Raw genomic sequence first — 20,282 nt, forward strand, 5'->3', positions numbered from 1 at the left:
TCCCGGATGTCTATTATTTAATGTCAGTAGGGGGTATCAGCCACTGCAGTGTAACCTTTAATCCTCCCAGTGAAGAAGGAGCAAAGGTTAGACCTGCTTCTTCCCCAAAGCGCAGACGCATTCTTTGGTGTACGTTCCATACACCGCAACCCATCTCTTCATCCATCGCTTTGCCCAGCTTACTCTCCAAGTTAATAATGGCCTCTTCTGTCATGCCCTTTCCATCATCCTCAACGGTTAACGTCATCATTCTTCCGCGGCAGTTGCCAGTGATTTTTAGAGTTCCTGCTTCAGCCATCCGTTCGATTCCATGAAGCACAGCATTTTCCACCAGCGGCTGAAGGATAAGCGGAGGGATCTCCAGCTTCCCCATCTGTGGAGGAATGTCCATAGAATACTGCAACCTGCTCATCCGCATTCCCTGAATCTCCAGATAATGTGTCACAAATTCAGTCTCTTCCGATAGGCCCACCAGGTCACGTTCTTGCCTAGTCGTGTATCTGTAATAGCGGGAAAGATTATGAGACATGCCTACAACAGCCTGCATGTTGTTCAGTTTGGCCATGCTTGTAATAAAAGAGAAGCAATTGTAAAAGAAATGAGGATTTATCTGTGACTGAAGCTGCTTCAAACGGGCTTCCCGCACATGAATTTTCTCCATCAGCACATTCTCGATCAGCTCTTGCGTCTGCTCAACCATACTGTTGAAACGCCCCGAAAGAAAACTGAATTCATTTTTCCCCTTAATATCAACTCGCGTGGAGTAATCCCCCTGCTTCAGTCTTTGAAAGCCGCCTACCAAATTACGGACGGGAACTTGCACCTGTACATATAACAAATACGCTACAAGACAGCTCATAAGCAGCAGGGCACTAATAGAAAAATAGAACAGTCGGTTAGAGGTATGGATCGGCTTCAAAATTTCAGAAAGCGGAATGTAATCAATCAAGTACCAGCCCATCTTGTCCGAGTAGACAATGTTCACGCTGTAGGATTCTCCGTCGATGTCCAGTGTACGGCTCTCGCTTCCTTTTAACTGTTCTTGTTCCAACCTGCCTACAAGTTCTTTCGCCAGTCTCTGATCGGCACTGTGATTGAAGATGAGTCCCGTTCCCTGTTTATAATAGAATGGATCTCTTCTACCCCCGCTCTTAAACTTATCCAGCATATCCTCTATATTCCGGCTATCGAATTCAACCTTCATGATCGTGTTGGCCTCCTCTGGGGAGAACACTGATTTATAGGGTGTGAATGAGAACCAAGAGAACAGAAAACGGTCACCGCTCTGCTCCTCAATTTTATCCACATGCCAGCCTGATTTGACCTCACGCCTTAAGTCCTCATCCCGGTAGGGCTTGGCGTCGCTCTCGCTAACCACCCGATGGATGGAAGGGGAATACAGATACAATTTACTTTTCCAGTTGGATGAGCTTTCTTGTATACTGATTTTCGTCTGAATTCGTTTAACCAAATTAATGGCGTTCAGATTTAGATGTTCACTATTTAAATAGGTATCCTTCAGACTAAGAATATCCGGGTCATGGATAAGCAGAATGGGCCAAGAAGACAGCAGCTCCATATTCGTCTCCACCTGATTCTGGAAAAAGCTCAACTGATTGCTATTTGACACATTCAACTCACTGCGGAGTACATCGGTTGTCGTCTTGTTGGAATAGAAATAGAGAATCGTAATAGGAATTAGCATGATGACCATTATACTTACAATTTTTGTAAATAAATTATATTTATACACTATAGTTCACATCCCGGTGTAATGTCGTAATTCTAATTGTACAAATAATCTTTCCGGGCGCCTAGGTTAATTGGCAAGTTGCCTTATGTTAATTAGTGGGAGGAAGCATCACTTCCAAAGACAACCCCATTGTAAATGCTTTATAAGATTCTCTATAGGTTACTAAAGAAACATTTCTGCAGTTATTACAGTCAATTTCGAATGTAGGAGATAACTATAGAAAAGCGCCCGTTGCCTCAGAGATTTCCTCCGGGGAACAGGCGCTTTTTGCCGAACCAGCCCTGGGGTCCGTCCCCTCAGGCTGAGCGAATTCTATGATTTTTCAGGAGTATTTGCGGTCTTAGACTGCTGGCTTGAAATGAAGAACAGCGCTGTCCAGATCAACGAAAATCCGATGATTTGCGGGAGTGTTACATGCTGTTTGAAGACGATCCAATTAATGATTATGGCAGTCATAGGAAAGCTTAACTCTGCCAGAGTAGCGAAGGAAGCTTTAGTCGTGCTGAGCCCCTTGTAATACAGCAGCATACTGAGTAACCCAGGCAGCAAAGCTTGCAACAACAGATTAATTGCAATCGCAGCGGAAGCACCATAACCGCCATGAATTTGCCAAGGTGCATCCTCCATCGTTGTAATAATGAACAATAAGGGTAAGGCCATTATGAAGCGAAGGGAAGTAACTGTTTCGTATTTCATAGAACCGAGTAAATAACGGCCCATAACGGTTGAACCCCCCCACAGTGCTGCAGCTCCCAGAGCCATCAGACTGCCTACACCTATAAAGCTGTTAACTTCACTAAAAGGAATACTCCAGCCAAAGGTTAAAAGATAAGTACCGGCTAGTGCCAGTATAATCAAGGGTCCAAAATTTTGGGGCAGGCGTTCTTTAAGCAATACAGCAGCAAGCCCGATGGCGAACAGCGGTTGAAGCTTTTGCAGCAAAAGCACCGCATTCAAATCGCCGCTCGATAAAGCCATGGTAAACAGGATGGTTGCCACAGCAGAACCCCCCCAAGACACGATCAGGAGTGCGCCGATCTGCCGAAAGCCAATCCCCTTCAGCTCAAACCGTTGTTTCCAGAGGACTGGCACAGCTGCCAGAAAAAGCACGACATGCTCCAACAACACGATTTGGGAAGAAGTTAGTGACTTTAAAAGAATGATGCGGAACAGTGGATCCACGCCCCACAATGCTGCACCCAAGGCAACGAGCCAAAAACCGTTGCGGATAGGGAACCTTCGAACCCCTGATGATGAAGCCGATACATTACTCAACATTCCGTTTCTCCTTGTCGATACATACTCTCGATAAGAGACCAAATCCCCCGATTTGCCCTTAAAGGCAACCATCGGGGACATTATCAATAAAGACGCCCAGAAAACACTGGCCTTTATCTTATGATCCTCTCCCATCCGGACTTTACCGTCGGCTCTGGAATGGCACCAGATCAGTCCCTTCTCTATGAAAAAAAGAAGAGAGTCGCGGGCTTAGTTCGTGTACGAACATCACCGCCGGTTAGGAATTTCACCTTACTCCGAGAATCTTGTATTCTGTTATTATTTTCACAATATCAGGATAAACCACATCTTTCCTCTCGTCCAGCAAAAAAGTAATCTACACTGTACACTTTCCTTTATTCGAGCCCGATATTAATCATATATCTAATCATGCCAATAAACAGAATGGTAGGGATAACACATGAGAAAGCATGGTTTTCGGGCTGTACTGCTGCTTTTCTTTTTAACATTATTTGTTCCGGGGATAGGTCATGCCGACTCTGCAGCCACTCATATTAGTCTGGATGGTAAAGAGCTTGTAATCTATAAAGATGCTCAGGTACAGATTGTGAACGGCAGTGTAATGGTTCCCCTACGACTGGTTGCCGAACAGCTGGGATATGTTGTTAAGTGGGACAATGTAACGAAGACGGCAACCATCGAACAGGCGGGTACAATACTGAAGTTGGTTTTAAACAACCCTATTGCAGAGGTTTCCGGGAAACAAGTTAAGCTAGATACCCCTGCTTTTTTGAGTGGAAATATAACGCTGGTACCCTTGAAATTCGTTGGGGTAGAGACGGGAACTACGGTCCGTTGGGACAACTCCACCAAAACTGTGTATCTAACTTCTCCGGTAAAAGCTCCAGAGAGCAACGGGACCCAAGTTACACCTCTGGACACGCCTATGGTAAATGAAGCAAACGGTTCAGGGGCTGCACTTACCAGTCTCAACTTTATGGATAACAGACTGTTGATTGACCTGAACGGGAATGTAACCCCAAATGTTTTTGCCATAAGTAATAAGGATCGAATTGTTATAGATTTACCGAACACGAGCTACTCTCCCAGCTTCATGCCAGGTCCGTCTCTTGGAAGCAAACAAAATGGATCCATTGAAGTCACAGATAATCCCGATGTTTCCGCAATCCGTTACTCTTTATTCAGCAATTCTCCTTCTACGATTCGTTTGGTTATTGATCTCAACAGCCCCAAAGCCTACAGCGTCATCAATGGTAATGACGGCCATATTATTGTAGACCTTAATGGGGCGGACATCGTTACACCCCCTCAAGCCAATATCCCTGCTGTTCCACCAGCAACTCCGCCACCTGTAATTGCAGTCGGCACGAAGCTGGTAGTCATCGACGCAGGACACGGAGGGAAAGATCCGGGAGGAATCAGTCTTAGCAAGTACAATGAGAAGGACTTCACCCTATCAACTGTTCTGAGAATAAAGAAACTGCTGGAGAAGGAACCCAACCTTAAACTTATCCTCACTCGAAGCAATGACAGCTACCCTACTCTTCAGGAAAGAGCCAAGGTTGCCAATGATATGAAAGCAGATTTATTCATATCTATACATGCCAACAGTATTCCTGCCGGCAGTAAGAATAATCCCAGCGGATATGAAACGTATTACACCCGCAAGGAAAGCCTGGAATTCGCCAAGGTTGTCCATAAGTATCTCGTTCCTGCTACTGGCCTATCAGACCGTGGTATTCGCCAAGGCAGCTTGTATGTAACCAGAGAAACCAAAATGCCGGCGATCCTGCTCGAATGCGGCTATCTAAGCAATCTGAATGATGAGGCCCTGCTGTTTAATGAAGACTTTCAGCAAAGGGTTGCCGAGGCAGTTGTTTCCGGAATTAAGGAATATTTAGGGCTTTAGTTCTTAACCTGCTGAAGCAGAACTCTACCGATCGGAAACAAAAACTAGGCAGTCTCCAATAATCCGGAGACTGCCTAGTTTTTTAACGTTGAGTATCATTAAATTCTAACAAAGGTTATAAAATCCGTATTTACCGGCTCATGCCCCTCCACCCGCAGATAGGTGGAGATCTGACCGCGGTGGTAGCTTCCGTGCAGCGATACATGACTTAATATATCCAGTATAGAAGTGTGGAACTCCGTGCCTTTGCTGTTGCGGTAAGCAATTACCGTGTTCATATCAGTATCCCCTAGCGTCTTTAAGTAGCTTTGGTATCCTGTATGATTCTCCTGAACGAGAAGCTCACAGTCCTTCAGACGGGTTACTGGCCAAATGCTTAAGTTTGAACTGTTCCGTTGATTAAGTCGCTCCAGCCAGACCTTTTCCGCTGAAAGCAAATGTCCAAACAGAGAAATCAGCTTCTCCGAAATAGCATCCGCATTCTGTAAAGCCTTCAATATCTCCTCATTGGCCCAATGGGCATGGGCGAATAGGCGGATCAAATGATCATGTTGAGCCTGGGCTGAAGGTGTCATAAGCTCCCCCCCATATTGTGAATTAACCGTTTTCGCTTCTCACGTTCAGGATCATGTACAATGCGTGTATGTTCATCAAAAATAAGGGTAGCCCGATCCCCCGGACGATATTGAGGCCAAGGGATCTCAGGAGTTCCAGGGTTCTTACGATGTGCAAAAGCTATCCATGCCCCCTGCATGATATCCGCCAATTGCTTCATGGAATCCGTAACCTCTAATCCTAGATGCCGCAGAAGGGATAAATTATTAAAAGCAAACACGATTTCAGCACCGTGCACTGCTTTATATAACAACGGATGCCCCGGTACTGACCAATCGAATCTGTACATCCATACAGGGGCATGCGTACGCTGTGCCTCAGCAAATGAAACAGAACTGCGCCAAAAGTACAGATCCGTCAAAATGTCAGCCTGCCCCTCCCAAGAGACCGGGTAATGTCGGGCAATCTCTGACAGGTTACCTACACCCATCAACATTTCAAGCGCCCTCAGGGATTGTTCAAAGTCCGCAGAGCCAGAGCCTTCGCGGAAAAAGAGGTTCCCCTCATCACGATTGGTTCCAATTAGCAGTGGAATACCTTTTGCTGAGCCATTAGCCACCGCCTGTGCAGGGTCCTCCGGCAGCGTGTCTATATCAATAACAGGTTGAAAGAACATGCTGAGCGAGTCTCCAGACAGCTTCATCGTCATCCGATCAGCAGCCTCCACAATTTTCTCTGCTGACAGAGTAGCTAAATGACTGACATCGTCTTTCTCGGAAATTCCTAGCTCTATTAGCAATGCAGCAGTGATTTCCTCTGCCTGCTTCGACTGCAGGGTCTGAGAAGTCCCGCTTTGCATGATTGCACCTGAGAACAAGCCTTTTGCAGCAGGCATGGCCAGCAATGCAGCAATACTCATGCTGCCTGCCGACTCTCCGAAGACTGTCACGCGCTCAGGATCGCCCCCAAAGGCAGCAATATTGTGCTGAACCCACTCTAGAGCCGCAATCTGATCCAATAACCCTTGATTTGAGGCAAACCCGTCCCCCCAAGGGGTCAAATGAAGAAACCCAAAGGGACCGAGTCGATAGTTAATAGAGACCACAATCACGTTCCCCCGGCTGGCTAGAGTGGTTCCCTCGAACATAGGTTGGCTTCCCGAGCCGGTTACAAAAGTACCGCCATGAATCCAGACCATTACCGGCAATGCTTCTTCCTTGGCAACGGGAGACCAAACATTCAGGTATAGGCAGTCTTCTGAATGAACAGGCTGCGTTCCCCCGAATCTTGTGCCCCTGCTATCTGCCGGTTGATAACAGACCGGCCCGAACTCAACAGCCTCTCTGACAATGCTCCAAGGCTTTGGTGGCTGAGGTGCATGGAAGCGAAGTGCTCCGATCGGCGGAGCTGCGTAGGGAATCCCGCGCCAGACGTTAATTCCGTTCGTCTGTGTTCCTTTGAGCTTGCCATATTGTGTATTTGCTATGGGTCCTTCCATGACAGTCATCCTTTCGTATTATTCCTTCTTCTCTTCGGTTTTTTCTTCAATCTGAAGATACAAACCGGAACGGAAGCGGAACCACTGATAAACATGAGTGACTACCACTTTTAACACCGCGTAGCCGGGTACCGCGAGAATAATGCCTAAGATCCCGAACATTTTTCCCGCGAAAATAATGACAAAGATAATGGTAATCGGATGAATCTTCAGGGACTTGCCCATGATTTGCGGAGAGATAAACTTCCCTTCAATTAACTGAACCGCTGTCCAGACGATGATCATTTTGAGCAACATGAATGGTGAGGTTACCATGGCTACAACTAATGCCGGGGTAATAGCAATTGCCGGTCCCAGATAAGGTACAATCGCTGTACAGGCAGCGGCAATAGCAAGCACCAGTGAATACTCGAGTCCGATAATTAAATATCCTACATACAGCAGAGCCCCGATACAGCAGCTTACTATGATTTGTCCGCGTATGTAAGACGCCACTTGACTGTTCATTTCTGACATCACCATTTGGGTCTGCGGCTGCAGCCTTGTTGGGACGAATTTCAGTATGAAATCCGGCAATCTTTTTCCATCCCGAAGCAGGTAAAATAAGATAAACGGAGTAGTGATTACCGCCAAAACGATCTCCGTAAGCGTCCCCACAAAGTTACCGACACCGTTCAGCGCATTGTTCAGGAACGTCGTAACCCAAGTTGTAACCCGGCTAGTAATATCGGTGACGTCAGTGCCAACATTTTGCTGAATTTTATCGAACAATTCGCTTCCTGTAAGGCTGATGAACTCCTCTTGTATCTGGTTACTGTACCTTGGGAAGTTATCAATGAGTCCAAGGAGCTGGCTGCGAATCATAGGAATAACTGTTAACAGAAACAATGTAATAATACCGGCTATAACGAGATATAGACTAATAATTCCATAAATGCGCTTTACTTTACTTCTCTTTTCCAACCGGTCCACCAGCGGATTGAGCAAGTAATAAGCGATGCCTGATAGAAGCATGGGTGCAGCAACCGTGTGGAGCAATACAGATATAGGCTCAAAGATGAAGGGTACTTTTGAAAACACCAGAACGTTAATTCCTATTAACAGTAATATAAGTAAAAACACAACGAATCTATTGTTCAAAAAAAACTTTTTGAACTTCTCCGGCCACACTTGCAGCCTCTCCATTTCTCTAGCCCCCTTAAATCAAGCACTTAGTTGTATAAAATAAGCGTTGCTATTATATGTCTAAACAGCATAGTCAACATAAGGACCGCAAGTCAAATTTTTCAGGGGCATTCATCCATTCGTTTGCCTTAATCAAATTTAATTTCCGCCATCTTGCCCTTCTCAACAAAACCTATCGACTGATAAACCTTATTCGAATCCGGATTTTTGGCATCTGCATAAAGCATCGGAGTGACGTTCTCTCGAAGCAGCATCTCACAGATCTCAGCCACAGTTGCACTGGCGTACCCTCGCTTACGATAAGCTCGCGGTGTATATACTTCGTTAATACGGCCATGACTAACACTTCGATGGGCTATTTTTGCCATAGAGACCGGGGTATCCTTCACCATCCATAAGTATAAGTGACCGGATCGGGCTGCTTCTTCTGCCATAGAGAGGAAATTTTGCGGAGTAGCCGGCATTCCAAACGCATCCTCAGAGAATCCTGCCATAAATTCAGCAATTATTTCGGAGTGCTCCTCATTCGCTTGCAGCAGATTCCCATCGACATTCTCAGGCTTGATTAACACCTGACAGTGATAGGATACCAGTATCATTTTCGTATGGAAGGATGTTTCTCTACCCTCGCAAAAAGATTCTGCGAATAACCTCGCCGTACTGGGTTCCGCAGTTATTCCCGGAAAGGCCGTGCCCTTTACATGTTGCACAAGGTCTTCTATCCGAAGCTTCCATTGATCAGACTCTAACTCCCTAGAAACCCATAACCAAGGATTATAACCCTTTGATTGCGTGAAGATCAGTTGATCATCGACGGATTTAATCTTGAGAGAATCTTCAAACCTACTAATCATGTGGATCAGATTATGTTCAAGTTCATCCTTTACGAAAGCCTCGCTACGCAGAACTCTATCATCAGCAGTATATTTCTCAAACATAATAGCCCCCCTGAAAATTCCTATCCTTCAATCATAATCCTCTTCTTCCTAAAAATAAACAGCCTAAGCGCCGAAAGATCTCCGATGCTTAAGCTGTAGGTCATGAGTCCATATATTGTGAGAATTCCATACCTTATTTGCTGACTAATTTTGAATCCAAGGTTAGATTAAGGACCTTCCCATTCTGTGTCCGAATTGTGATCTCATGATCACATACTTCGACGTTTAACCGCTCATTGGGTTGATCCAACAGGTTTGTGCCTGCGGCTTGACCCGGTTCACCATAGATAGCAGCAACAAGCCAATGCGTTCCGGGTGAGAGTGAGGCTAGAAGCGTTGGAATTACAGTGCGCGGCTGCAGAATGTTGGTGTTCGTATGCGGGCGGATAAGCTGAGCTTCATTATATCCAGCCAGATTGAGAATCCCGCTTCCTCCAAGACTGCAAAGAGCGGTAATTCCAGGTCCATTTTCCGGTTTAATCTCCCTAAGATCAGGTTCAATACTTAAGGCAAAACCTCCCTCAGCGGCTTCCAAGGACCTCGCTGTCTGCACTCGGTGAATGCGGATATGCCAAGGGAGACCTGCCACGACCCAGGTTTGTACTTCTACATCCGACCAGGGCTTCCATTTTGCAAAGAGGACATTGTCTTCGATCTGCGATACTTCATTCTGTCTTCTCACCCGGAATAGATTATCACCGGCCTCGCTTAGGGCCAGCATGGAGTCGAATGCTCCCTGGGCAAGTCCCCATTCCGAACGCGGTACGCTGAAGCCAAAAGCCGTTGAATACGCAAACTTCTCATATTTGGCCGAGGTGTGTGTATGTTCGTTTGTCGTAAGATGGCCGCTGTTAAAGGCTGTTACATGTCCGGTTTCATTTTGCCGGCAAATTACCAGGTGTGCGGGCTTTTGTACAGATAATTCTGCCTGTTCAGGAAGAGGCAGCTCTTCCGACTGCCAGAAGAGATGATCATCCGGCAGTGCCAACGGAAGAAATGCCTTCATCGCCCAATAAGGAGAACCCGGTGAATTATAATTCTCGGCCATTACTAGATTAGGATAGGTATACCCTATGGTTAGAACCCCTTCTGCATCAAATATCCCCTGCTGAAACCACCATCTTAAATTACGAAGGATAAGTCCCTTTAGAACTCCGGGGGATAAGACATCTACTTCGGCGTAGGCAAGCGCCCCCCAGAAGGCAGACTGCGAAAATCGGTAGGCGAGGCTTCTTCCATAGGGAAGTGCGGAGCCGTCCCGTGCAAACCACTGAAGGAACTCTACTGCGAACCTGCCCGCCCGTTCCTTGAACAATTGAGCCCGCACGGGGTCCTCGTCTCCCATAAGTCTGGCATATAACAGACCGTAATAGTGGAGAGCAAACGGAACATAATAATCGATATGTCCGCCGACACCGTCACTGTACCAGCCCTCGAATAAATAAAAATCATCGATCCTCCGCAGATTGCGCTCCAGCTGCTCGGCATCATAGTCAAGACCAGCTTTGCGGAACCCCATGTTGACCAATATATTAAAAAAGAGCCAATTGCAGTCATAACATGGATGCGAATTGATTTGATTCAGCCATTGATAGAGATTGGAACGCTCCGCTTCATTCAGCGGCCCCCAAATCCGTTCTGGAATCAAGGACAAGCCGTAACCAAACGCCGCCATTTCAACTAGACGCTGATCATAATCCGCAACCTCTCCCCAATACTCTGTATGCTCGGGGTTGGTTCCGTTACGTATGCCTTCCAAACACCAGTCCCAGTGCTCATCTTCTCCCCCTCCTGCCACTAAAGGGACGATTCCCCATAGAACCCGAGAGAAGCCTTCCATCTCTGCAATGGAGGGACCATAATGAACACCTGTTCTTCCCAGTCTCAAACGAGCACGACCCTCGCTGTAATAGGGTTTCAGAGGATTTATAAGCTGCCGACAAGCTTCCTGTAAATCGGCCTTGGTAATTAGCGGATTCGTTGTGATTGTTCCCCTTTGGTTACTCATCCTCACCACTCCACTCCTAATCGTTATACGAAGCTGTGCTCCGCTTCCGTTAGTTGCATTCTGCGCAACTATTTCAGGCTCAACAAGCAGAAATCTCAGTTTAGTTGCATATTCTGCAATTAAACTTCCAGAATGAAGCCTTACACGCCAAAAATTCAGAATATAATTGCAGAAAGTGCAGTTATATTCTTTTAGTCGAAGTAAAAGGTAAATATAGATGTACTTTGTGCAATTAAACCAGCTTACTCCCAGTAAAACGGGCCTTTGTCCTTCAGACGGGCCAAGCCTTCGACATAGAAAAAATCCCCGTAGATCAAAGGTACGTCAATGTTCTGTCCGGCCGGATAGTTGCTTGTACCGTGGAGAATCATCCCTTCCTCAGCGTCATTTCCCCAAGTCCCGTAATTGCGATACAAAGACTCCAAAATTTTGGTTGCAGGCTCACGGTATACAGGAGCCTCTAACTCTCCGACTTTATCGGCTAAGAGGAGTAAACCGCTTGCGGCACAGGCACCCGCCGAGGAATCGCGGAAATCTCTCTCTTCAAGCGGTGCCCGAAAATCCCAATGAGGCACATGATCCTCTGGCAAACGAGCTAAAAAGAAATGAGCGACTTTCTGAGCCGCATAAAGATACTCTAACTTGTCTGTGTGGTGGTAGGCTAAGGTCAGCCCGTAAATGGCCCAAGCCGTTCCCCGGGACCATGCGGAGTCTGCAGCATACCCTTGACCGCCAATCCCTTCAATGAACTCTCCAGTCTCCGAATCAAAGCGAACAATATGATACACTGAGCCGTCCGGACGAATAAAGTGCTTCACCACAGTATCCATATGCGATTCAGCTATATGACGGTAACGCGGATCCCCACTGACTTCCGAAGCCCAGAATAGGAGAGGCATGTTCATAGCACAGTCGATAATGGCATAACCCCGGTTATCTTCACCTTCGAACCATGGATTCCACGCCCGAATAAAGCTCCCCTTCAAATTGAATCGGGCGGCCAGAAAATTCGCAGCTTTCATTGCTCTGACCTTCGAAATTTCATTCCCAAGCAATTTATAGGATGCTACGCTAGTCAAGGTCCACATAAAACCAAGATCATGATCCAGACGGACATATTCGTTAAGCACATCATCCAACCGCTCCTCACATTGCTCTGCGAGAGTTCTTAACGTGTCATTCCGACTTTCATTGAACAACAGCCACAGCTGTCCCGGCCAGAAACCGGCGGTCCACCAATAAGGCTCCTCCAAGACATATCTTCCGCCTTGACTGGCATGCGGAAACCCTGCACCAATCCTTACGCTGTTGTGCAATGTTTTTTCCAATGCCTGCTTCCAGGCTTCTTCTACCCAATCCGGCTTTATTTCCGTTGACATTTTATCCAACCGCCATTCCCTATTTAAGATTATTGATGAATTGGAATTCAAAAACATAACGTTCATTCTTGGCGGGCTTTAGAGAGTGAAAATCAATGCCCAACCAGGTCTTATGCGCTCCAAAGTGATCCCGGTAAGAATGTTCGGTAATAATCGGCAGCAACAAGCTGGCATCATAAAGTATTCGGAGTCCTCGGTCATCCTTACCTTTAAGGATCACAGAACCCTTGTCCAGAAGAGGCTGGCAAAAGGTTACGAACCGCTCAATTAAGGCGGCTGGGGCTTCAGCAAAGTGAAATTCGTCACTCATCGTAAGCGTAGGGAATTCTCTCTTCTGCCATACAAAGGATCGGTTCAGACTATGGAGATTAGACTGCAGGTACGCCCCCGATAGCTCCAATACCAATACATCCTCCGTCAGACTCGTCTCAGCTTTCAAGACGACAGCTTTGGCTTCTGCACCAGCAACCTGATATTGACCGTCTATAATCGGTACTGAATGACCCTGTGAACCGTTACAATCATAAGAATACCTCGCCTCACCGAAGTAAGCGGAGGTGTATTCCCCGCTCCCAAGATCCGATAAATACACAGTTCCATTCCCTAGCAGGATAAATTGTCCCAGGTCATTGTGATTATGGGGTTCATCGTTATGCCCCCCCTTAGCTGCAAAGCCGTACGTTCCCGCGTTATCCGCATCCGCATGTCTGGATAAAAGCCACTCTGCATCTGGCAGATAGTAGCTAGCGGCTCCCCATTCCAAAGGGTCTTTGGTTGTATCTTTCCAAATGAGATTTCGAAAGGCCGGGGCCCACCGGCTGCAATGGTCCTCGTGGTAAGCGGCTCTTAGAGATAATGGCGGCGCTTGCACATCTGGGTACATCGCAGAAAGATAATGGCTAAGACCCATATGTACACGGCCTTCAGGCTGAGAATCAGAGAAGTTAGCAATAAGATCTCCGTTTAGAAAACACTTTTGTTGAAACCCAGCTATGCTGTGTACCTTTTCGAGCGCAAATCCATTCAACGCTCCCTTGCTCCGTTTACGCAGAAGATCTGCATAATACACGTAATAACCAAAGCCGTAATTCCAATAACCCAAGCCTTCTAGGCAAGCTCCGTCTTCACCAAAACCCTCAAGATAACAATTCATACTGACTTGAACTCTCTTGAGAATATCGGTAAGCACTTCTGGATCTTCAAGGATCAGCAGTGCTGCCGAACCTATAGAGCCCGCGCATACGGCGGCCCAATTATGTGTGGCAGTCTCCCATGAATAGGGGCCATACGTCAGATAAGGCATGAACAATCTCTTACGTACTTCTTCCTGGATGCGGGAATGAAGCAAGGGAGCCAGGCGATCCCCTAATAATATACGGATCTCACTTAGCGCAAATCCCGTCTCTGCCGAGAACAAATCAATCGTTCTATCCATATTCTCCGTACCCAAATGGGCAGGAAGGCACCACGTGAATTCGTTGCAGATGGACCAGAGAATATCCCCAAGCTGGTTCAGGTGCTCCTTCCGTTCAGGCTCTATCAAGGAAAGAAAAGTAAACGTATTCATCATTCTTCTCCGCTCAAAATAGACACGCTCATATTCGAGTCTGGAGCCTGTAAGGCTGTAAATAGAAAACAACGAATAAGAGAGTTCAGGAACAGGTACAGCCGATAATCGTTCCCCTTCCTGCCGAATCTCAGAAAGCTCTTTCTCATAAGAAGACGATTCTCTCACTAAGCTCCAGAAGCTCTCCTGGTCACCGTTCGGATAATAAAGACCCAATTCTGCTTTCTCCATACTAGAAACTATTGCTAAAAGCTCAGACCTCTCCATCTCACTTCCGCCTTTCCCAGGAAGACACGAATTATCCACGGTACTCTACCGGAGTTACCCCCGTATGTACCTTGAACGTCTTAATGAAGTAACTCTGGTTGTCATAGCCAAGCTGCTCGCAGATATCGCCTACGGTGCATTGAGTCCCGTCCAGCAGTTCTTTGGCTCTTTCCATTTTTAACCTTGTTACGTATTCGATAAAGGTTAGACCTGTTTCCTTCTTGAACAGTCTGCTAAAATAGCTTGCATTCAGATGCAGGTGATCTGCCACCTCATCCAGACTGATCCTCGACCCCAGCCGCAGAGTAACATATCGGCAGGCCTCCGCCACTTCTACTCTTTTACTGGCACCGATTCCGGCTTCTTTAGCAGCAAACACAGATTCAAGATGATTGTTCAACCATTCCCTCAGCGCTTGAAGTGAATCAATATCGACGATTTCTTTATGCAGGGTATCTGCCGAATAAGCCGGCCGAACCGACTGCAGGGAGTGCAGCTTCAGCTTGAGATCCAGCAGCAGCTTTAGAGTCCAATCCTTGACTGTCTCCGTAGGATATTTCTCCTCACGAATCTTGGACAGCCACTTTTCTGTCACATCACCGGTCTGAGCCGGCTGTCTGCCCAACAGTACCTCCCGCAATTCTGTACTTGCTTGGTCATAGTAGGTGAAGAGATTCTGCCTGTTCTCCGTTTCTGATACAGACTTTTTCTTGGTGATTTCTCCTTGATTCAGATAAAAACGCTGCTCTTCGCTTCCCAATAACTCATTTAAACGCTGCTTCAGCCCTTCCGGTGTATCACTGCCCACTCCGATAATGAAAGACATATGAATTTTAAGGACCCTAAGCAGTGTGGACTGAATCATCTTAAGACCGGCTGCGGCATCATCATAGATATTGGACTGAAGTCCGGGTTTATAAGAAAATAATAAAAAAGAAGCTTTCACATTGTATCCAACGTACAATCCTCTTGGCTGTAGTCCTACAAGGACTTCATTCATGACATTACTTACAGCAAAATGCAAGGTCTGATCAGAGGAGAAACGATATTTCACATGACGGTAATCCTCCAGGTACACAATGACAGGCAGGCAGGATTCCCCATTCTCAAATAATCCGTACTCCGAAACCTCCGCCCTCCATTTCTCAGGAGAGAGAAGCGGTTGATGTATAAAGTTCTTGAGCGTCTGCTCCTTGCGCAATTCTCGGGTCTCTCCGAACAAATGCATCATACGGGAAGTCTCCCAGCCCGCTTGGGTCTCCCCATCCATGGTTTCCTTGAACCTGCGCAGCAGCTGCACCAAATCCTCAGGATCCAGGGCATCTTTCAGTAAATAGTCCTGTACATTTAGCCGCATGGCTGCCTGAGCATATTGAAATTCATTGTGACAGGACAAAATGGCAATGCGAACTCCGGGCTTCACTTCCTTAATAAGGGCGGATAGTTCCAATCCATTCATCCGAGGCATCCCGATGTCGGTTATTAAGATATCCGGCATTTCACGTTGTGCATGCTCCCAGGCATCCCATCCATTCTCATGCATCCCCATGAGACGGAATCCGAGTTTCTCCCATTGAATAGTCTCGGATAACAACTCAAGGACGGGATAATCATCGTCCACCAGCATGACATTATACATCCCGTATCTCCTCTCTGTATGGAATATGCATCTCAATGACTGTTCCAGTGCCAAGCTCACTTCGCAATACGATATCAAAGGTTTCACCAAACAGGATTCTCATCCGCTCCACAACATTGTGCAGCCCTATACCGGAGAAGGAACCTTTTGCCTCCTCTTTTCCCGGAACCGGGTGGTCATCGAACCTCATAGTGCAGTAAATCCGTTCCAAGTTAGAAGCATCCATACCCACACCGTTATCTTCCACCGTAAGTATAAGGAAAGAGTCCTTAAAAATCGCTTTTATAAGGATCACACCCGGTTTCTGGCTTAACCCATGGATTAACGCATTCTCCACAAGCGGTTGCAGGAAGAAGCGCGGAACCTTAATGAGGAAAGCTTTCGGATCAATATCAAGCAGAAGCTCAGCCTCTTCCTTTTGCCTCAAATTCATTAGTCCAACGTAGTGAGTGACCAGTTCAATTTCCTCATGCAGGAAGATTTCATCCTCTTCACGGCTAATCGTCATCCGAAGGAGCATAGATAGTGAACCGATCATCTTGGCGCTCTCCGGGTCCCCTCTCTTCATCACCTTCATTCGAATGGAATTCAGCACATTAAAGAGAAAATGGGGATTAATCTGCGCCTGAAGCATCTTTAACTCTGCTTTTCTTTTACGTGCCTGGGTATCTGAAACCTCAGCAATCATTTCCTTAACCCGGTCCAGCATCTGATCGAAAAGAAAGCCCAGTCGCCCGATCTCATCATTTCCCCGTACACCCGAACGCACCTGAAGGTTGCCTCTTTGAACTGCAGTGGTAACCTTGCCCAACCGGACCAGCGGTTTCGTAAAAGCTCGAACCAGTACAATCAACAGGATAAGAAACACAAAAAAGGAAAGGAGCTGAATAATAAATACTCGGTTAAAAATGGTGCTGATATCCACTATGCTCTGTTTATAGGGCTGCATCAGGACAAGACGCCACCCGTTAGAGGATATCCCCTGCTGTGCTACTAAATATTTGTCCCCGGCTATGGATAGAATAGAAGATTCCTTTAGGCCGTTTGTAGCCTCATTGTAAGCAAAGGCCTTCCCAATAAGTTCAGGATTACCTCCAGATACGATAGTTCCGGTCTCATCCAACAGGACTACTTCCTGACCTGCAGATAGATTGTCGAATATCTCATGCAGCTTATCCTCCATGATCGTGACAGCCACATACCCGAATATCTCAGCAGAATCAAGCCTTAGAGGACGGGCAACCGTAACCTGGAACGGATGATCGAACTTATCATAAGAAAAGTCCGTAGGCTCCGCGCCAGTCCAGTAGGATTCCATTCCACTTAATCCCCTTAAATTCTCGAACCAAGGTTTTTTCAGTAAATCAGGCGGGTTGTAATCACTAACTGAATAATTCATATAGTAGGAGCCGTTGTTCAATATCACAGTGACATAGCTTTTTTCACCCACAAACGTAAGGCTATCCAGCTGTTCAAGCACCCTATTAGCATTCATAAACCTCTGATATTTGTCGCCAACCTCGTTATTTGAGGCTACGAGCTTAAAATAGGATCTGAGTCCGGGATTAACCTGCACATAATTAACGATAGTAAGCATACCGTTGAGCCTATTCGTAACGGAGCCGTGTACCAGCTTTAACGAATCTTCAGCATTCGCTAAAGCCTGTCGTTTCACTGCCTCCTGGGTTAATGAATTATAGATAAATAAGGTTAATACTGCCGGAACAAGAATACAGGCGATAGAGGCAATTATCAGCTTATGACGGATAGATTTAGGGGCAAGCTCCCTGAGTTTCTTCAACATAGATGTCCCCCTCAAATCAAGAAGAAACGGATTTGCCGTTCCTTAATAGGGACGGCACCGTTTCTCTGAAAGCTTTAAGGGGGACGGGAGTCCGCCCTCATTCTGGATCATACACAATTATATCATTTCTTATTCGCCGCTATTATTTTATCGACGCGTTCCTGAGCGTTTTTAACTGTGGTATCTACATCTTGGTCGCCAAGAATCATCTTCTCGTATTCTTCGTTAATGGCCTTGTAAACCTCTGCTTGGTAGGTTGCCGGAGGAATAATAGCCGATGCTTTTGAAGCAACCAAGGTATCTACAAGTGCTTTCTTATCTACTTTTTCCGGATTCTTAGTGCCAGCTAGAATTGTATCGATAATTCCTGAAACCTGTTCACTAGTTACCTTGCTCCAAGCCGGAATATTTTTACCTTGAACAATCTGTCCCTCTGTGGTGTACCACCGTACAAACTTATATGCAGCTTCTTTATTCTTAGATTTAGCTGCTACAGCTACATAATCCGTGGTCACTGGAGTCAGTCCGGTTTCATCAGCAGCATTGTTCTTAGGGAAAGGAGCAACCGCTACATTAAAGTTCAAAGGCACCTTGTCTGTACCGCCGATTTCCGTGTTCATCCAACTACCGATCAATAGCATACTTGCTGATTCATTGAAGAACTGAGTTCTATAAGCCAGCTTTTGTGAAATAATATCCGAATAAGGAACAGATGATTTATCCTCTTTTTCCATTCTCAAACGCAGTTCTAGGGTAGCCTTGAAGTTTGGATCATCGAGGTTTGACAATCCATCCGATTTCAAGAATTCAGCATTCTGTGGCTGGTTCTCCATCTTCAGCTTCAGAAACTCCATCCAGCCTCCCGCTTGAGGGCCGTGGAAGTATGTGCCGTAACGTTTTTGTGCTCCTTCACCTTTGGTCAGCTTCTTGGCATAGTCAGCAAACTCATCCCAAGTCCAATCGGTTGGAACTGCAAGCCCCGCCTCGTCCAAATGGTTCTTATTTAGCAGCACATACCACGGATTGAACTTGCCTGGAAGTGCATATACCTTGCCGTCCAGATGTGTGTCTACCTTATAATCTTCTTCCACCTTGAAGCCATCCTTGGCTATGAAATCATCCAGCGGTTCAGCCATCCCAAGCGCTACACGTTGAGCATATCCTGCTGGATCACTGAACATCAATACATCCATCTGTGCAGAGGACGCTGCTTCAAGATCAAGCTTCTTGAAGGCTTCCTGTGTGTCACCCTTTTCACTTAACTGTACAAGTTCTACCGTAACACCCGGAGTAGCTGCTTCGAAAGCTTCAAGGGTATGCTTCCAATTATAAGCTTCCTCTGTACCATAGGTGTATAAGCGAAGATTCACGTCCTCTTTGGCAACATTTGTACTAGCTGAAGCATCAGGTGCAGCATTTTTCGAGCCGTTATTCTCTGCCTTATCATTAGACCCGCCGCAGCCGGACAACAGACTTAACATCAAGACCCCTGTTATCGCACCCGCCCACACTTTTCTTTTCATCATGTATAACCCTCCCAAGTTTTGTTAGCGATCTTTATTCATTTCCGTCTTACAAACAAATTATAGAATACGCTTTCATTTACTACATGAAACTATATTTACTTTATTCGAATTATTTTTACTTCTATTTAAAATGACTATACTCTCGTCCGACTTATTATCCTTTTACGCCACCCAGAGCAATGCCTTCGATAACGCTCTTTTGACCCATAATAAAGACAATGATTAAAGGAAGGATGGCCGATACCGCAGCCGCCATGATTAAGGAGTAAAACTCTCCGCTCATAGAGGTGAATTTCTGTATCGCTATAGGCAAGGTCAGCAAGTTATCGCTTCTAATAAAGATCAGTGGATTCTGATAGTCATTCCAAGTCCAGATAAATCTTAAGATAGCATAAGTTGCGACAGCTGGCTTAACTAAAGGAAGTGCGATCGACCAGAAAATGCGTGGATGGCCCGCGCCGTCGATTTTGGCAGACTCAATATATTCCTGATGCAGTCCCATAAAAAATTGTCTTAACATGAATGTACCTAGCACACTAAAGCTTCCAAGCAGAATCAAACCCAAATGACTGTCGAACAGCCCGATGTTACGGTAAAGAATAAATTGCGGAATTAGAATGGCCTGTCCCGGAATCATATAAGTAATCAGTACGATAAGAAACAGGAAGTTACTGGCGGCAAATTTGATTTTGGAGAATCCATAAGCTGCCATTGCAGATACGAGGCATGATAACAATGTAGTTGTCACCGCTACTTTAATGGAGTTCCAGTAATATAACGTGAACGGGTATTGTCCAAACCAGACTTCCTTATAGTTCTCTATCACATTCCACTTCCTTGGAATCCACTGAATAGGGTAGGTGAAAACATCTGTTTCCACTTTAAAGGAAGTGACAAGCATCCATATAAAAGGCAACAGGAACAAAATACTTCCCGCAAACATAATTATCGTCATTATAACCTTACGCCATTCGAGACCTTCACGCATTTTCAT

Annotated in this window: 14 protein-coding genes and 1 riboswitch; of the genes, 1 reads left to right on the top strand and 13 read right to left on the bottom strand. The window is 46.0% G+C overall.

From position 1 onward, the window contains the following. Window positions 1-13 precede the first annotated feature (13 nt). On the bottom strand, window positions 14-1,753 hold the full coding sequence (locus PWYN_RS24505; protein WP_036657341.1) for a sensor histidine kinase: 1,740 nt from the start codon (window positions 1,751-1,753) through the stop codon (window positions 14-16). 312 nt (window positions 1,754-2,065) lie between these two features. Next, on the bottom strand, window positions 2,066-3,031 hold the full coding sequence (locus tag PWYN_RS24510; RefSeq protein ID WP_052088384.1) for a DMT family transporter: 966 nt from the start codon (window positions 3,029-3,031) through the stop codon (window positions 2,066-2,068). 119 nt (window positions 3,032-3,150) lie between these two features. Then, window positions 3,151-3,300: riboswitch (FMN riboswitch) on the bottom strand. 152 nt (window positions 3,301-3,452) lie between these two features. Between PWYN_RS24510 and PWYN_RS24515 the strand changes: the two genes are divergently transcribed. Continuing rightward, on the top strand, window positions 3,453-4,922 hold the full coding sequence (locus tag PWYN_RS24515; protein WP_036657344.1) for an N-acetylmuramoyl-L-alanine amidase family protein: 1,470 nt from the start codon (window positions 3,453-3,455) through the stop codon (window positions 4,920-4,922). 98 nt (window positions 4,923-5,020) lie between these two features. Here the strand turns inward: PWYN_RS24515 and PWYN_RS24520 are convergent, their stop codons facing one another. From PWYN_RS24520 to PWYN_RS24570, 11 genes are all read right to left on the bottom strand, one after another. Further along, entirely contained in the window at window positions 5,021-5,497 is a 477-nt protein-coding gene (locus PWYN_RS24520) for a DinB family protein (protein ID WP_036657349.1), read from the bottom strand. Beyond that, complete coding sequence (locus tag PWYN_RS24525; protein ID WP_036657353.1) at window positions 5,494-6,975, bottom strand: carboxylesterase/lipase family protein; 1,482 nt, start codon at window positions 6,973-6,975, stop codon at window positions 5,494-5,496. The genes PWYN_RS24520 and PWYN_RS24525 overlap by 4 nt, the downstream gene beginning before the upstream one ends. An 18-nt stretch (window positions 6,976-6,993) precedes the next feature. Then, entirely contained in the window at window positions 6,994-8,160 is a 1,167-nt protein-coding gene (locus PWYN_RS24530; protein ID WP_036657355.1) for an AI-2E family transporter, read from the bottom strand. A 128-nt stretch (window positions 8,161-8,288) separates the two neighbouring features. Beyond that, complete coding sequence (locus tag PWYN_RS24535) at window positions 8,289-9,098, bottom strand: GNAT family N-acetyltransferase (RefSeq protein ID WP_036657358.1); 810 nt, start codon at window positions 9,096-9,098, stop codon at window positions 8,289-8,291. A gap of 133 nt (window positions 9,099-9,231) precedes the next feature. Continuing rightward, a complete protein-coding gene (locus PWYN_RS24540) occupies window positions 9,232-11,106 on the bottom strand; it encodes a DUF2264 domain-containing protein (RefSeq protein WP_036657361.1) in 1,875 nt (624 codons plus the stop codon). A 242-nt stretch (window positions 11,107-11,348) separates the two neighbouring features. After that, on the bottom strand, window positions 11,349-12,485 hold the full coding sequence (locus PWYN_RS24545) for a glycoside hydrolase family 88 protein (RefSeq protein ID WP_036657364.1): 1,137 nt from the start codon (window positions 12,483-12,485) through the stop codon (window positions 11,349-11,351). 19 nt (window positions 12,486-12,504) lie between these two features. Then, window positions 12,505-14,319: a heparinase II/III family protein gene (locus PWYN_RS24550; RefSeq protein ID WP_036657367.1), complete on the bottom strand. Its 1,815-nt coding sequence runs from the start codon at window positions 14,317-14,319 to the stop codon at window positions 12,505-12,507. A gap of 31 nt (window positions 14,320-14,350) precedes the next feature. Beyond that, the gene (locus tag PWYN_RS24555) at window positions 14,351-15,958 is read right to left on the bottom strand and encodes a response regulator transcription factor (RefSeq protein WP_036657370.1); all 1,608 of its coding nucleotides are present in this window, start codon (window positions 15,956-15,958) and stop codon (window positions 14,351-14,353) included. Next, window positions 15,951-17,762, bottom strand: coding sequence for a cache domain-containing sensor histidine kinase (locus PWYN_RS24560; RefSeq protein ID WP_036657372.1), 1,812 nt, complete (start codon window positions 17,760-17,762; stop codon window positions 15,951-15,953). The genes PWYN_RS24555 and PWYN_RS24560 overlap by 8 nt, the downstream gene beginning before the upstream one ends. A 122-nt stretch (window positions 17,763-17,884) precedes the next feature. Next, window positions 17,885-19,288 carry an ABC transporter substrate-binding protein gene (locus tag PWYN_RS24565; RefSeq protein WP_036657376.1) on the bottom strand — a complete coding sequence of 468 codons (1,404 nt, stop codon included), beginning with the start codon at window positions 19,286-19,288 and terminating at the stop codon, window positions 17,885-17,887. A gap of 154 nt (window positions 19,289-19,442) precedes the next feature. Further along, window positions 19,443-20,276: a carbohydrate ABC transporter permease gene (locus tag PWYN_RS24570; protein WP_036659159.1), complete on the bottom strand. Its 834-nt coding sequence runs from the start codon at window positions 20,274-20,276 to the stop codon at window positions 19,443-19,445. Window positions 20,277-20,282 lie beyond the last annotated feature (6 nt).

This window comes from Paenibacillus wynnii, assembly GCF_000757885.1.
Classification (GTDB): Bacteria; Bacillota; Bacilli; order Paenibacillales; family Paenibacillaceae; genus Paenibacillus_AQ; species Paenibacillus_AQ wynnii.